The organism is Thermincola sp. GK-1, assembly GCF_059412445.1.
Genome location: NZ_JBSQAT010000006.1, coordinates 69179 through 84486 on the forward strand (window position 1 = coordinate 69179; position 15308 = coordinate 84486).

General features: G+C 48.5%; 17 protein-coding genes. All 17 read right to left on the bottom strand.

What is annotated here, in order from left to right:
- Positions 1-45: 45 nt before the first annotated feature.
- Positions 46-324: a propanediol utilization microcompartment protein PduA gene (gene pduA / locus ACSNJE_RS07470; RefSeq protein WP_013119518.1), complete on the bottom strand. Its 279-nt coding sequence runs from the start codon at positions 322-324 to the stop codon at positions 46-48.
- 74 nt (positions 325-398) lie between these two features.
- Positions 399-1022, bottom strand: a complete 624-nt coding sequence (locus ACSNJE_RS07475; RefSeq protein WP_495252357.1) for a BMC domain-containing protein — start codon at positions 1020-1022, stop codon at positions 399-401.
- 15 nt (positions 1023-1037) lie between these two features.
- Positions 1038-1433, bottom strand: coding sequence for a glycerol dehydratase reactivase beta/small subunit family protein (locus tag ACSNJE_RS07480; protein WP_461568333.1), 396 nt, complete (start codon positions 1431-1433; stop codon positions 1038-1040).
- Positions 1434-1435: 2 nt separating this feature from the next.
- Positions 1436-3268, bottom strand: coding sequence for a diol dehydratase reactivase subunit alpha (locus ACSNJE_RS07485; protein WP_052218564.1), 1833 nt, complete (start codon positions 3266-3268; stop codon positions 1436-1438).
- An 8-nt stretch (positions 3269-3276) separates the two neighbouring features.
- A complete protein-coding gene (locus ACSNJE_RS07490) occupies positions 3277-3834 on the bottom strand; it encodes a diol dehydratase small subunit (protein WP_052218563.1) in 558 nt (185 codons plus the stop codon).
- 18 nt (positions 3835-3852) lie between these two features.
- Positions 3853-4524 (bottom strand): propanediol/glycerol family dehydratase medium subunit, encoded by a 672-nt coding sequence (locus tag ACSNJE_RS07495; protein WP_052218562.1) that lies wholly within the window; start codon positions 4522-4524, stop codon positions 3853-3855.
- 19 nt (positions 4525-4543) lie between these two features.
- Positions 4544-6214: a propanediol/glycerol family dehydratase large subunit gene (locus tag ACSNJE_RS07500; protein ID WP_052218561.1), complete on the bottom strand. Its 1671-nt coding sequence runs from the start codon at positions 6212-6214 to the stop codon at positions 4544-4546.
- Between the two features lie 56 nt (positions 6215-6270).
- The gene (gene pduB, locus ACSNJE_RS07505) at positions 6271-7059 is read right to left on the bottom strand and encodes a propanediol utilization microcompartment protein PduB (RefSeq protein ID WP_052218560.1); all 789 of its coding nucleotides are present in this window, start codon (positions 7057-7059) and stop codon (positions 6271-6273) included.
- A gap of 29 nt (positions 7060-7088) precedes the next feature.
- Positions 7089-7367: an ethanolamine utilization microcompartment protein EutM gene (eutM, locus tag ACSNJE_RS07510; RefSeq protein WP_052218559.1), complete on the bottom strand. Its 279-nt coding sequence runs from the start codon at positions 7365-7367 to the stop codon at positions 7089-7091.
- 222 nt (positions 7368-7589) lie between these two features.
- The gene (locus ACSNJE_RS07515) at positions 7590-9176 is read right to left on the bottom strand and encodes a response regulator transcription factor (RefSeq protein WP_052218558.1); all 1587 of its coding nucleotides are present in this window, start codon (positions 9174-9176) and stop codon (positions 7590-7592) included.
- Entirely contained in the window at positions 9169-10422 is a 1254-nt protein-coding gene (locus ACSNJE_RS07520; RefSeq protein ID WP_052218557.1) for a sensor histidine kinase, read from the bottom strand. The genes ACSNJE_RS07515 and ACSNJE_RS07520 overlap by 8 nt, the downstream gene beginning before the upstream one ends.
- Positions 10423-10499: 77 nt before the next feature.
- The gene (locus ACSNJE_RS07525) at positions 10500-11714 is read right to left on the bottom strand and encodes an acetate/propionate family kinase (RefSeq protein ID WP_013119507.1); all 1215 of its coding nucleotides are present in this window, start codon (positions 11712-11714) and stop codon (positions 10500-10502) included.
- A 137-nt stretch (positions 11715-11851) separates the two neighbouring features.
- Positions 11852-12292 (bottom strand): DUF1097 domain-containing protein, encoded by a 441-nt coding sequence (locus ACSNJE_RS07530; RefSeq protein WP_495252358.1) that lies wholly within the window; start codon positions 12290-12292, stop codon positions 11852-11854.
- A gap of 206 nt (positions 12293-12498) precedes the next feature.
- Positions 12499-13404, bottom strand: a complete 906-nt coding sequence (locus ACSNJE_RS07535) for an urease accessory protein UreD (protein WP_474773721.1) — start codon at positions 13402-13404, stop codon at positions 12499-12501.
- Positions 13398-14033 carry an urease accessory protein UreG gene (gene ureG / locus ACSNJE_RS07540; protein ID WP_461568292.1) on the bottom strand — a complete coding sequence of 212 codons (636 nt, stop codon included), beginning with the start codon at positions 14031-14033 and terminating at the stop codon, positions 13398-13400. Before ureG ends, ACSNJE_RS07535 begins: the two co-directional genes overlap by 7 nt.
- 107 nt (positions 14034-14140) lie before the next feature.
- Positions 14141-14857 (bottom strand): urease accessory protein UreF, encoded by a 717-nt coding sequence (locus ACSNJE_RS07545; RefSeq protein WP_495252359.1) that lies wholly within the window; start codon positions 14855-14857, stop codon positions 14141-14143.
- A complete protein-coding gene (locus ACSNJE_RS07550) occupies positions 14823-15269 on the bottom strand; it encodes an urease accessory protein UreE (protein WP_495252360.1) in 447 nt (148 codons plus the stop codon). Before ACSNJE_RS07550 ends, ACSNJE_RS07545 begins: the two co-directional genes overlap by 35 nt.
- Positions 15270-15308: the final 39 nt, after the last annotated feature.

The following is a 15308-nucleotide window of genomic DNA, read 5'->3' on the forward strand; positions in this document are numbered from 1 at the left end:
CCTGCCAGCGGCGCCTGTCAGGGACCTTACTGAATTTTTTCGTCTTTAGCCAATCTTGGGTAAAATCTTTTCTACGTCGGTATGAGGTCTTGGAATTACGTGCACCGATACCAGTTCGCCAACTTTTGCCGCAGCAGCTGCTCCGGCATCTGTTGCTGCCTTGGTAGCGCCGACGTCGCCCCTGACCATCACAGTAACCAGACCTGAACCTATTTTTTCATAACCGATAAGTGTCACATTAGCGGCTTTCACCATGGCGTCAGCAGCCTCAATGGCGCCAACCAGCCCTTTTGTTTCAACCATTCCCAGAGCTTCGCCTTTCATTTAAAACCCTCCTTAAGCAGTTTTTTTGATTTAAGTCCTTGTTAATTTGCGTATTGGGTCAGACATGTCAACCTTTAACCCTTTTTATTTTTCTTCTTGGCGCCCCTGTTTTTGGGCCCATCGTCGGGTTCATCCCGACCGCCCGTTTCCTCGCCCGTACCGGTCTTATCAGGAATACTGGCCGTTGTTGTCTCCGTAGTTTTTACACCCTTTTCGCCGGGACCTCCGGGCGCAGTTGTTGCATTCGTCCCTGAATCGTTTTCCTCACTCCCGGTTGGGTTGGCATTGGCTTTTATTGCATTGCCTTCCACATTACCCGTTTGCCTCACTTCAGGTTCTCTTGCTTCTGTTTCTCTTTTTATTGGGTCTTTTGTTTCTGTATCTACTGTTTCAGATTCTGCTGTTGCTTCCCGGAGCGCTCCCTCTGCCAGCACCATTTTTCCGGTATCTCCGGCAGGCCGCGGTATTACATGGACCGAACGGACGTCGTGCACCCGCCGGGCTTCCGCTGCTCCGGCTTCAACAGCCGCTTTTACAGCAGCAACGTCCCCCTCAAGTTTTACGGTTACCAGGCCGCCACCCTTGGTCAGTTCATATCCCAGCAACCTTATGTTGGCGGCCTTGGCAGCAGCGTCCGCCGCAGCAATTGCTGCCGGCATTCCCACAGCCTCAATTAGTCCGAGGGCTTGTCTGATCATAACTACCCTCCTTCATTACTGTTTATGGCCTAACCCGGCCAGATCTTTAAAAGGTATTTTTTTCACCAATCGTGCCGCATTTGTACCCACTAACCTGGCCACTTTTTCAGAAGCCCAATCCGCCGATAACAGGAACAGGGGCTCCGAATTTTCACCACGGTTAAAATAAACAGCTATGGAACAGGCGGGGTCTATCCCTATTCCTACTCCCAGTCTGGATTGGCGGGCTCCCCGCAAAGCCAGTTCTGCGGCGCTTAAGGTACCTTCTTCCTCTCCTTCCAGCCACGGCACTGATTCCTCTTCCATACCGGCTTTTATGGCAGAAACCAATTTTGAAAATTTCCTGTCCGCGTCCAACCCACGCGGGCGCAGTAAACTTATAACAGGCCGGCGTTCCAATTCCTGCTCCATATTCAATTTATGCCACCTGCCTCTTCATAGGAGAGCACCAAGCCGGTGGCAACCGCGTTCCGCGGTCCTGCCTGCCCCCTGATATTACCGCGGCCCGCCACTACTCCGTATTCAGCCAAACGGTCGGAGATAAATCCCGGAATTTCGAAGTCCAGCGCTGAACCGCCAACCATAACCACAAATTCCACATTACGGATATTTCCGTGGGGCGCCACCCGCTGTAATGCCCTGACTGCATTGGTCACAAACACCTTTTTCTTGGCTTCCTGACGGATCAGTTTTATCTTTTCTAGGGAATCCTTAACCGGAATAGGCTCCATAACTCCCTTTTCTTTTAAGATTACTACCCTGGCAAAAAGCCTGGGGTCGAGGGCCTTGTCAAAAAACTGTACGCTCCCGTCTTCTGTCCGGATATGATACAGGGACTCCACCTTAGCTAAGGGATACCGCTTGATTTCCTCCGCCAGCCCGGGATTGTCCAGGCCAAGCTCGGAATTAATCAGCAGAGTGACCATATCTCCGGCGCCGGCCAGATGCACAGAATTGATGTGGCCTTCTCTGTCGATGATAGCTGCATCGGTAGAACCGCCCCCCATATCGAGAATGGCCAGGGGCCTGTCCGAACCCGGAGTGGTCAGGGCGCCACGTACAGCCATCTCTGCCTCCACGCCGGCAATTTCCACTTTAATACCTAATTCCCCGGCCAGTTTTTCGGCGATTTCCTGCATCTGCAGTTTGTTGGTTTTCACCATGGCTGCCAGTCCCACGGCATTTTCCAGAGAAAACTCGCCTGCCAGAGCACCCTGGACTTTCTGAGGTATAAAGGTATCTACGGCCAAAATATCCTGAATCTTCATGTTGTGCACCGGTTGGTTGGTTAGGTCGCTCATTACATGCCTGATACGTTCGATCATACCGCCGACATTGGTTCCGGGCTCTCCCCTGACGTCTTCCAGTTTGCCGGCACTCTCAATTACTTCCTGGACTTTTTCCGCACCCGCCTGGATATCCACTTCAAATCTCTGTCGTGCACCCAGAATAGATAGTTTGCCGGCAGGAATGCGCCTCGTTTTCACATCACCCCGCGGGGTTCTGATAACCACTGCTGAACGGTTACCGATCAGCGCCCTGGCTACCGGTACAATCAGCTTGGTTTCTTCGGGCGTTAACTTAAATACAGTAGCTATCCCATAAGGGTCGGCCAGGACCTTGATTGTTTCCCCCGGCGCCGTAACTTCCACGGCCGCCTCCATATTTAAAGGGATGCGGTCAATGTATTCCACTTCATCTATGACAGGGATGATTTTATTCAGCCGGTTAGCAACCAAAACCCCGTCATCATTTTTCAGGATAGCCCCCTGTACATCCACGCCCCGCGCAACGGCCCTATTCAACTGCTCAGCCACAGTACGGAAATCCACATCCTGGTCAGCCACCACAATTACTTGTTTACCGGGCGGGCAGCCGTCCAGGTTACTTAACCTTACAGTTGTCCCAATCCCTAAGCCTGCTCCACCGGGAGTGGCGGGATTATGGCCAATCATGGTAGACTCTGTAATAACAGTTTCGGTGATAGTTTCCATGGCCACATCGCCAATGACCGGCGTAGCTTCGTTGAGCCTTATTAAATCAATGTCATTTAAGCTGATACCAATAGAAGCCGTTGTTTCCTTAAGAACTTTAATAATACCTACCACATTATCAACGGTACCCTTAATCCCGGTAGTCTTTGTTAACCCGCCGCCCAAAAACCTAAAGCCGTTAAAATACTCCGCTATGGCCACTTCGGTAGTTGAGTTGCCCACATCAACTCCGGCAATTATTTTAGCGCCCATTTTCCATGCTACTTCCGCAAGCGGTTCCTTTTTTCGTATACTTCTGCAGCCTGACGGACCATAGCGGCGTTAATTTTAGCCTGGTAACGGTTCTCCAGTTCATCTGCAATGGCCAGGAGTTCTTCTTTCGTTGAACGGTACGGTCTCAAGGCATTATATATTTCAAGGACCCTTTGGTCCGGAATTTTTGTAAGCTCCGCAGCTCTCCTGAGGTTTTGGGCAAACTGGGGCCTGTTTACCTTTTCCGCAATGCGCGCCTGCAGCAGCAGGGTTTCCGGCGTAATCCTCAAGTCGTCCGATTTAATTTCACCTTCAACTACTTTGGCTAAGGTTATGTCGGTAAGCCTGTTTCCGGCAGGCGTTTTAATCAGTTCAGGCCGCTTGGTTCCCAGGGGATAGTCCTGCAAGCCGACTTCCTGACAACTGTCGGAACTGCCTGTCACTGAAGTCGGGCAATTGTCTTTTTCTCCGTTTCCTACTTCACCAATGCCCGTTTCCTTGGCTAAAAATGTCTTTACCACTTCACGAACCAGTGTTTCGAGATCTTTCCTATTAAAGTCAGACATTTATCCCACCCCTTTCCGTTATATACTGAATTCCAACTCTTCAGGCTGGCTGTCCGGCTGGATAAACTCCGTTTCCTTGATGTGCAGAAGGGCTGCCTTCGCCTGATATTTGGGCCTGGCCATCTGGTCGTTCAAAGTGGGCACAGGGTCCGGAGATTCTCCCTTGACATATTTTGCTGCGTTCTTACCGATTTTTCGGAAGGTTTCAGGGGTAAGAAGCGGCGCCTGGGGGAATAGTTCCAGGTTGTTCAACGGAAGTAAATCTCTCTGATGAATGATTGTGGTGCCCCGGGACTGGATGCCGATACCTATCCCCGAACCGCTCAGCTTGGCGGCCGTAAGGCCGATGTAAGCCAGGTCGCTGGTATGTTTCACACGGACAACCCGGGCAGATACTCCCTCTTCCTCTATCCCGGCAATAACTTCCCGTAAAACTGTAGCATGAGGAATATCTACTATGGTCTTATGCTGGCCCAGCCCGAAGGCAGGTCCCACGCCGATTACAACCTCATCCGCCTTAACCCCTTGCCGGGCCGGCCCTTTTACTTTCAGCAACGCGGCACCTGTGTCAGCCTCTCCCTTACCTGTCAGTTCCTCTTTCTTATTCTCCACCTGTTGTAAAGCATTTTGACTAATTTCCGCTACAACCTGAGTAATCAATTCTTTTAAATAATTTTCGTTTAGATGCACTAATGACACCCCCTTTAATTTAAATACCGAGTTTTTCCGGACTGAGGGCCCTTTCAATGTTTTTGATTTCTTCCCAACGCTCGGGGCTCAGCCGGTAACCTGTTCCCGGGCCGCGGTAATCGTTAGGATTATTTACGGCGCTTAACACGTTAAAATTCTTATCAAAAATTGCCGATGTATGCAAATAGTCCCCTGATACCCTTTGTTTCAAGAGGTTCAGCAGGTTTTCAGCCACATCATGGAAGTTATGCTTGGCCAGGGCTTTAACCACATCCAGACCGGTGATATTGCCCCGCATCAGCGCTTCAGCGGCCTTCAGGTCTTCAGGAATATTGCGTTTGATAATGTCTTTGCTACCGTGGGCATAGGTAGCAGCTTCCACCTCTTCGTCGGTGATAAGGGGTAACCCCAGTTCCCTGAATACTGCCTGCAGAGCCCTGGCGGCCTTGTTTCTTACCGCAATAATTTCCTCTTCTTTTACCGGCCGGAGACCCCCATCTACCATTAGGTCCCTCTGCAGGAGCAGGTAATCATCGAAGTCTTCACAGTCAAAGTTAGACCCGGCAAACATATTGTCATAATTTGGTACTGCGCTGTAACCCGAAAAGATAAAGTCTGTTCCCGGCAGCATCTGCATCAACATCCGGGCCGTTCTCCTGATGTCCGAATGAGAGAATGTCTGGTCGTTGCCGGAAGCTACTTCCAGGTCCAGCATAGTGGTAATCAGGTTTTCCGCCAAAACAGCCCTGATGCCTGACGGAACAGCGCCCGGGATGCCGATACAACTGATAGAACCGTTCTGTAATCCCTGGACGCCGGCCCCTTTGGTAATCATGATACACCTGGTCTCCAGGTAAAGCATTGACTTACCCTCGGCGTAGCCCATTTGCACTTCGGAACCGGTACCGGAAGTAAATCTCATTTTCAGACCCCGGGATGCGTAAGCGGACGCCAAAAAGGCTTTGGACCAGGGAGTGTCGTCACCGTCTACAAAAACCTGCTCTGTTCCGTATACCGAAACCGTTTCGGCATAGCTGGTAAAACCTTTCATGCCCAGCATCAGCTCAGTTGCTTCTTCAACGGCGCATTGGGTAATAACGCCCCCCCTGCCGGTCTGGGAACCTACTAATATGGCCAGGGCGTTTAAAGGCGCGTAACGCACTACAGCAACAGTAGTCTCCATTTCATCAAAGCCTCTGGCAGCAGCTTCTGCCGCGTCGGCAGCCAGGAGTACGGGGTTGTCTTGCAGGTTGGTAACATGACACTGGTTAGAAGGAGTTTTCCGGGCCCGCATCTTTTGCAGAGCCATCATCATTTCAACCACGTTAAGCTGGCTGACTACTTCCACAATTTTAGCTGGGGTCATGCCTCTGGTGAGCTTAATTATCTCTTCCCGCGAACAGTTGATATCCACCAGCAACCGGGCAATTTCCGTAGAATCCATGTTCATTACCTTTTCTGCCACAGATACATCAATAGCGTAATCAGCAATAAATTGGTCTATCATATCAAATTCTTCCGCCGGCTTGCCATCCAGTTCAACGACAACGCCATCCCTTATTTTAATTCCCGGTTTAGGGTCGTTGGGACTGTTCATGGCAATTAAACCAACCTCCGGCCATTCCTGAACAAGACCGTCCTGGTTAACAGGCCTGGCTTCGAGAACTTCAAATCTCTTTGAACGGCGCATCTGTCAATGCCTCCTTTTTACTAATTACTTTTTTAAACGCCTGTTACGGTTTGCATTTATATATAAGGTTGCGTAAGGGACTTGCAGGGGCCGCCCAACGCTGATAACAATTGCAATCCTACTTCACGCGCAGCTATCAGCGCCTGTCTTACGGCGCCGGAATCACCACTGAAGGCGAGGATAGATTCGTTAGTATGGCTGGTTGTGCTGGGGCTAAGGTAGGAAATCACTTCAATTTCGGCCGCTTTTACCGCCGTATCACATAAAAGCACGCCTATTGCCGCGGGGGCGCCGACCAGCAAACCGAAAGCCTGCCCAACAGGAGCATTAAAGGCTTTTTGAATAGCGTAACTGGCCCTGGCCGTATATTGGAATTCCAGATGTCCGGCGCTGTTGACATAAACGTCTCCCATGGTCCGGTTCAAATCTTTTAACGCCACTTCCACAGCCCTCCGGGCATCAGATACTTCCTCGGCGCCAAAAATGATCAAAGAGCCGTGGCCCGCTCCACCTTCAGTATCCCTGGGCAGTTCAATGGCTACAACCTCTGTATTGGTAGCCTTAACTGCTTCGTCAGCAGCCATTATTTGCGGGCCGGCTCCGGTCCGACCGCCAAAAATACCGATAGACCGGTATTTTTTGTCCAGGCCCATTTTTTCATGCAGTTCACTGTCTACATTAGCGATTACCAGGCCGATGGTATTGCCTATTGCAGTACCCACAAACTCAGTCAGTTTGCAGTTTTCAGTTACTTTTTCCAACACCGGAGCCTCAGGTTTGGCCATATCCTGAGCTACTTTTTTCATAACTTCGTTCAACACTTTTTCCACCAGTTGATCACTCACAGTTTGTACACCTCCAAAGCGTTATGTGATTACTCCAGTTTCGGTAAGATTTTTTCAACATCAGTATGGGGTCTGGGTATTACATGCACAGATACCAGTTCCCCGACTTTCTGGGCGCTGGCCGCTCCCGCATCAGTAGCCGCTTTAACAGCGCCTACATCACCCCTGACCATAACGGTTACCAGACCGGACCCGATTTTTTCGTAACCGATTAATACAACATTGGCTGCTTTGCTCATAGCATCCGCAGCTTCAATGGCCGCCACCAGACCCTTTGTCTCCACCATCCCCAGCGCTTCATAGGACATTATTTCACCCCCTGTTCCCACATGTTCTATCAAAAATTTAATCAACGGAGATGATCACGTGATTAGATTTCTCTGCTCTGGGCCATTCTCTTCTGGATTATTCGAGAGTGCGTCTGGACAGGTTTGACTCTTCCAAACAGGGCAAAAAAAATAATCCAGCCTGCTTTATGCAAACTGGACTATTTTGTCCTTCTACTATCTTTTCTTGACTTTTTATGAAATTCAGGGCCTTTTCCTGGCGTATTCACTGGGTGGTATGCCTTCCAACCTGCAAAAGACCCGGCTAAAGTAATTGGCATCAGCAAAACCTACCTTCCTGGCTGTAAGTGAAACAGACAAACCTTCTTCTTTCAATAAAATCTTGGCCCGCTCAATACGTCTCCTGGTTAAATATTCAATAAAGGTTATCCCTGTTTCCTTTTTAAACAGCCTGCTAAAATACTGGGGATTCAGGTAAACCACCCCGCATATGTCTTCCAGGGTTATGTTTTTGTGCAGGTTTTGTTCAACATAGTCCTGCACCTGTTTAATTACCCTGTTGGATGACAGCTCCCAGGTCTTTTTAACCAGCATGGTAACTTCAGCAAAACCCTTCTGCATCCATCCCTTTAGCTCCTCTAACTGGTTGAGTTCCAATAGTTCGTTTACCAGGTTTGAATTTATTCTGACTAACTCCTCGGCATCAGCCCTTGCATCTGCGGCCACCCTGCACAGGACCCCAAGCAGTTGGAGGCACCGCGCTTTTGCCCAGATCAGATTGCCGCTACAAGAGCGGAAAATTGCCTGGTAAAGTTCCTGAACACATTCACCAATCCCCTCACAGTTTCCCTGGAGGACCAGTTCGGCCAATTTCTTTTCTGCCCCCAGGGAATATTCAGGAATGTTGTTGTAATACCTGACACACTCACTTATATGCAACACCGAATTTTTGCCTTGCAGGAGGTTGGCCAGGTTTACGGCGCTGCAGGCTTCCCGGTATGACTTATATAAATCAGCAAAGTCATGATAAACCCATCCGATACCAATACAGCTATCCAACCCTGTTTCCTGGGCAACCTGCTGCTGTAAATTATAAGCCATTTCCTTCATATCCTGCAGGGTTAATTCAACCTGTTCCATGTTATGACCCCACAGGAATGCGATACGGTCCATTCCTACGGGCACTACAAAGGCAAAAGGAATATCTGCCAAAAAATCTTTGATGGATTTACATGCCTGTTGGATAGGCCTGGGGTTATTTGGGCTTTTAATAGAAATGACCATTACCAGAGCGCTCTTAAATTCAAAATTCAGATATTCGTTCTTGTCCCGGAATCCTTCTTTATTATAAAAATTACCGTAAAGCAGGTCATAAACCAGGGCGGTCTGAATCATCGGCCTGGATTGCCGGAGTTCCTGCTGCAGTTGTTCATGTTCAGTCATTTTCCGCCGTTCGTACTCCAGGCTCTCCATTACTTTACGGCATGTTTCTTCCAGTATATCGGGCCTGACAGGTTTCAACAGATAATCAGCAGCTCCCATCTGTAAGCCTTTCCGGGCGTACTCGAACTGGTCATACGCTGTAAGAAATACAACCCGGCACTTGGGGTTTGTCTCAAGAATTTTTTTTGCTGCCTCCAGGCCATTCATTCCAGGCATCTGGATATCCATAAATATCAGGTCCGGCTTTTGTTCAGCGGCTTTACTCACCGCTTCCGCACCATGTCCTGCTTCAGCAACACATTTAAAGGGCAAACTGCGCCGCTCCATTATTACCTGAATAGCTTTTCGTTCCAACTGTTCATCGTCAACTACCATGAAACTATACATCGTTTTCGACCTCTTCCGGTAAAGGGCATTTCAGCAAAATCCTGGTTCCCTTTGCTATTTCGCTGTGTATTTCATAAGAAAATTTTTCGCCAAAATAATGGGACAACCTTTTTATAACATTGGTGAAACCTATTCCCGTGGTATGGCCGCGCCCTGTTTGAGCGGCCAATGAGTGACAGATTTCCTGCAATCGCTGTTCGGTCATCCCCATGCCATTATCCTCTACTGTAATCCTGACTATGGAGCCTTCTTCCGCTGCGGCAATTCTGATATTCCCTCCTTCAATCTTAGGTTCCAGGCCATGGACTATAGCATTTTCGACCAGAGGCTGCAAAGTCAGGATTGGCAGCTTCAGTCGTGCCGCTTTCTCTGAAATGTCAATTTCTGATTTCAGCCGGTCTCCATACCGGTACTGTTGTATCATCAAATACTCTTCTACATGTTTTACTTCATCCAGCAGAGTAACTTCCTGTTCTATCCTGCGCAGGGTATACCGGAGCAGGTGGGCCAGGGCATAAGACACCTTTTCAGTTTCTTCGGCCCCTTCTATCATAGCCAGTCTTACAATAGTATTTAACGTGTTAAACAAAAAATGAGGATTCACCTGTGACTGGAGGGCTTTCAATTCCATGGTTTTTAAGTCGTTTTCCAGACGGATTCGGGAAGCTTCCTCCTGCATCAGTTCCATGTTTTTTTGATTAACCAGTTTTTCATTCAACGAGTTAATGCCTATCTGCACAATATACTGGGCCATTATCTGGAGTAATCCGGCTGCAGCCTCAAACCTAACAGTAGACATAACCGGCAGTTCCTCTACCAACTTATCACCGTCCGGCAAGTTCCCGAGACAGTTAAACAAGTAGGCGGCCAGTTCTCGGTTTTTGGACGGTGACTTTTCCGGCAGGACCTGACCGCATAGTACAGACCCCAGGTGTTTTCCGTTAACTATTATGGGAGCTGCTAAATCCATTAAACCGGCATGGCAGTAGGCCATTACGGGTTTTTGCGACTGGCTGGCCATAAGGCCGAGCTTTGCGTCGGACTGCTGGCATTTCACCAAACCGCCCGGTGTAGACCTGATTAACTCACAAAACCTGGTAAAACAACTCGGCCTGGTAAGGGGATTACCGTCTTTGTCGGCGATAACCGCGGCCAGGCCCGTTGCCTGGGCAAATTTATCCTGAACTTCCTGCAGCACTTCTATGTCAATAATTTCTGTAAGACTTTCCACCCCGTATTCCTGCACAGGGACCCCCCCAAATAAGATGAACTGTGGCTTTAATTATAATTTTGGCCCCGGTCCTGAAAAATCCTTGTGGAAATTTATGAGGGAATACTTCTCTGGAGAATTATTTTTTGTGCATCCCGGGCTATCAGCAGTTCTTCATTAGTGGAAATGACCATTATTTTTACTTTTGAATCTTCAGCGGAAACAGTTATGGCATCGGGAGTTAAGTTTCTGCGCCGATCTAATTTTATTCCCATATGCTCCAACCCGGTGCAAATTTTCTCTCTTACCAAGGCAGAGTTTTCTCCGATACCTGCCGTGAAAATCAAGGCATCCAACCCTTCAAGCAAAGCATAATAAGAACCGATATACTTTTTAACAGACCTGCAGAACACCTGGATGGCCACATCACATAGGTGATTTCCTCCGGCAGCCGCCTGCTCCAAATCCCGGAAATCACTGCTGACCCCGGAAATGCCGTAAACGCCACTCTTCTTGTTTAATACTTCCATAACCCCATCAAGAGACATGTTTTCTTTTTTCACTAAAAATTCAATAATGGCGGGGTCAATAGTGCCGCTCCGGCTGCCCATCGGAAGGCCTTCCAGCGGTGTAAAGCCCATACTGGTATCAATGGAACGACCTTCTTTAATGGCGCATATACTGGACCCGTTCCCCAGATGGCAGGAAATAAGCTTTAACCGGTCAAGAGGCTTATTTAAAAGCTCAGCGGCCTGCTCTGCCACATAGCGATGTGAACTGCCATGAAACCCGTAACGGCGAATTTTATGCTTTTGGTAGTATGCATATGGTATAGCATAAAGGTAAGCCTCTTCCGGCATAGTCTGGTGAAAGGCCGTATCGAATACGGCCACCTGAGGCGTACCCGGCATCAACCGCATACATTCCTCTATACCTGTTACATTCGCCGGATTATGCAGGGGGGCCAGCGAAATACAATCTTTAATTCCCCTTAATACTTCTTCGGTAATAAGGGTCGCGGCTGTGAAGAGTTCGCCCCCGTGGGCGACCCGGTGTCCCACAGCATTAATGGTACTAATATCGGAAATAACCCCGTAATCCCGTTGGGTTAAGGCCTTTAAAACAGCCTCCAGGGCATTGGCATGGGAAGCATAAACCTGGCTGTCAGTAAATTCAATAGGTTCTTCGGTTCCCCGGTAGTATTTAAACTTCCCGCCGCTTAACCCAATACGTTCTACAAGGCCCCTGGCCAAAACCTCTTCTGAACGCATGTCAAATAACTGAAATTTTAACGAAGAACTGCCACAATTTACTACTAAAACAACCATTCCCATTAACTCCTTTGCTCATTTTTATTTTACTCAATATTTCTCTTTTGATATTAACTTCACCTTCTGCCAACCGACATAAATTAGTAAAGGGCACTGGATTGCGCAGCGCCCTTTTGGCCCTAATTAATTATGGATTATTCTAAGTTAGGCTTTTGGAAATACTTTGGCAGCACCGCCGATACCCAGCCAAGTACTGTTCCGAAAACAAAAGGAATCACCGCCGCCATAATATCCCCATTAGCACCAAAATAGACTGCACAACCGGCAAAAGCCGCAGGTGTAAAGGAAAATAATTTAACAGGCATGACCATAACCATGATGATAGCGATAACAGTTACACCAACAGCCACAAACCAGGCTCCGGGAATCAGGGCAGCGCCTTTGACAACGGCCAGACCAAGAACCATACCTAGTAAACCGGGGCCAAGGACTTTTTTCACTGACTCATTGTCTCCTCCTGCCGCAAAAAACAGAGCCCAACCCACAAACGCCGGCCAGGTTAGAATTTGAAAACTCCCAGAAACAAAAGTCCAAATGCCGGCTAAAATTCCGATACTTAATGCAAGCGGCAACATATTTAAAACCTCCCTTGAAATAGATGCGGGAACGCCCTGAGCAGACTGCAACCTCCTTTCTTCCAGGCGGCCCTTTTCCTTTTAGCTGCTTAATTCTCCGCAATTTCAAGGTTTCTTCTGGATTTTTTCAGTTATCATCTGGAGTAATTTGACTTGTGAATAGAGTACGCTGCTTTTTCCCTTAATACCCTTGCGTATAAAGTTACTTAATACTTCCTGACATGGGGCCTTGGCAAACCAATAATCGCACGGCGAGCAATGTCCCAACAGGATTTAACGGCCTCTTCAACCTGGTCTGCTCTTCTTCCCAGCAGCCGTACCGCAATACCGTTTTTAACTGTAAGTGAAGCGCTGCCCATAACATCCTTTTGTTCGAGCAGCCTCTCATGTAAATTGTCAGCCAGGCCCTGACATACTTTTTCAGAAAATATAAAGAGGCTCCCCTGGTGAGTAAAGCCGTCGCAAATGCCAAGAGAAGCAATATCGTTCTGCCTGGGACTCAGGCACCAGTTATCCCACAGTACCGGCTCCCCATCCCAGTAAACCCTGGTTTTTGAACGGTAATACTCATATTGAAAAACCTCGTTGCGCTTGATTCTGCCCGGGGTCACTATTTCGGACAGGAAGGCCGTACAGCCTTTTGTCAAATGGACTTCCGTATCCCCTACAAACTTTGATCCAGCAAAGGGGATTGACGGGTCGGGAAAATACTCGAAAAGGGCATCTCTGCCAAGCCTGAATAAATTGTATTGTGCAGCACAACATTGAGGTGTACGGTATATCCTGGTGGCCGACTGGGTCGACATAAACAGGCGCCCGCCGGGTTCGATTTCTACTTCCTGGCGATATACGTCTCCCTGGAGCATGCCGCCAGAGGGGTTCATCTGGTAAATAAAGATTTCACCCGACTCCGGCTCCAGATAGAAAGGTTTGGCTATCTTCAGAGGCGCCTTGTTGTACGCGTCTAATATCACTGTTCTCCCGTTTTTTACGCCAAGACGCAGCATCAGTTCACCCTTGTCGCCGTATTGCAGTTTCACAATATTGCTCTGCCTGGTCACCCCGGGTATGACAGAATCTGTTCCGGGCGTTTGTAAATTGGGTTTTAACATGCCAGGTCCTCCAGTAAAGCGTGCTTTTTGATCCAAGATATTACCTCATTGAGGCCCTCTTCTGTAAACAAATTGGTAAATATGAAGGGACGCTGCCCCCTCATCTTCCGCGAATCCCGTTCCATTACTCCCAGGTCGGCCCCTACGTATGGGGCCAGGTCAATCTTATTGATTACCAGCAGGTCTGATCTTGATATGGCCGGCCCGCCTTTCCGCGGGATTTTGTCACCCTCGGATACGTCAATGACAAAAATGAACAAGTCCACCAGTTCGGGGCTGAAAGTGGCAGAAAGGTTGTCACCGCCGCTTTCCACAAAGATAATGTCAAGGTCGGGAAACCTGTTTGAAAGTTTGTCAATTGCCTCCAGGTTCATGGAAGCATCTTCGCGGATAGCAGTATGGGGGCATCCCCCGGTTTCCACGCCGATGATCCTGTCCGCCGGCAGAACCCCGTTGCGAGTAAGAAATTCAGCGTCTTCCTTTGTATATATATCGTTGGTCACTACAGCCAGGCTGTACTCCTTGTGGAGGCGGCGGGTCAGTTTTTCTATTAAGGCGGTTTTTCCCGAACCAACAGGCCCCCCGATGCCTATTCTTACAGGCTTTAAATGATGTGCTAGCTGACTCAAATTAACCACTTCCTCTACAAAAAATTTAAAACTGTTCAACCAATTGATAACCGACAAATATATAAGGCCCTTAATTTGTAGCCATGTAGAAAATCTGAATTTTAGGCCTATGACATAAAAAGCCGCGAATACAACCTCTCGTGCTGCATTGACCTGATCTCCAGGGCGGGGGCCGACGACCCTATATCCTCAAGTGAAAACTGCATGGCCTTCTTAGCTGTTTCAGCCATTAAATCCTGTAGTTGGGCCAGGACCCACTGGCCGTCATTTTGTCCCAAAGGTATTAATCGGACGGCATTGTTTATCATACTTGCGGTCACAGCATATACATAAGCCAGTGCCGCCTCTTTTATCCCAAATCCATAAACCTTCGCTACTATGCCATAGACTACCGCATGATTGCCAAAAGCTTGTCCGGAATCTATCAAATCACTCAACCGGACTAACCTTGAGTCCTCAATTAGCTTCATAACTGCCCGCAGCATCCGGGTACCCGTTTTAACACTCGCTTCACGGCTCTCCCTGGCCAGTTTTTGTGCTGAAAGTAGGTAGTCCAGTTTCAGGACCTTTTCCCACTCCTCATTTTCGACATATCCGTAAGCCAAAACCATGGCCAGGCAGTCTGAAGTGGCGGTGGATTCCAGCAGGTAAGCAGTAAGGAAGCGGGCCAATGTTTCTTTGGATGCCACCTGGCCCTCCTGCACATAAGTCTCTAACCCATAGGAATGCGAAAAGGCGCCGGTGGGAAAAAAACTGTCACTGATTTGTAGTAATGACAGTAAGCTTTGTTCAGTGATGGTGAGGTGATTCAGGCAGGAGGCCATGTTCCAACCTCCTCCTTTCAATTTTGACAGGGATATTCAGGCGTTCGAACAATTCCACTATTGTCTGGTCAAAAGGGACCAGGATCTGTTCCCCGCTCATATACAAGGGAGCATGCCGGTTCCCCAACTGGTAGCAAACCTGAGCCATCTCCGGCATATTTCTGGGTTCCAGCACAATGGCTTTCGTGGGCAGTACTTCAACAGCGATGACCCTTTCGGGCGTAAGCAAAAGGATATCGCCATGCCGCAACCGCCGTCTCCCTTCCACGGCAATCCCGATGTCGTTGCCCTTATCAGTGGTTTTGCATAGCAGCCTTTTATCCAGTTCAAACCATTCAAGGGCCACTTTTTCAATACGATGATCCGGTATGTCCAGGTCATGTAAGTTACCAAGTACTTCTTTAAATATCACAGTCATCACCTCTCTAACCGGGTGTGGAGATTAAAGTGG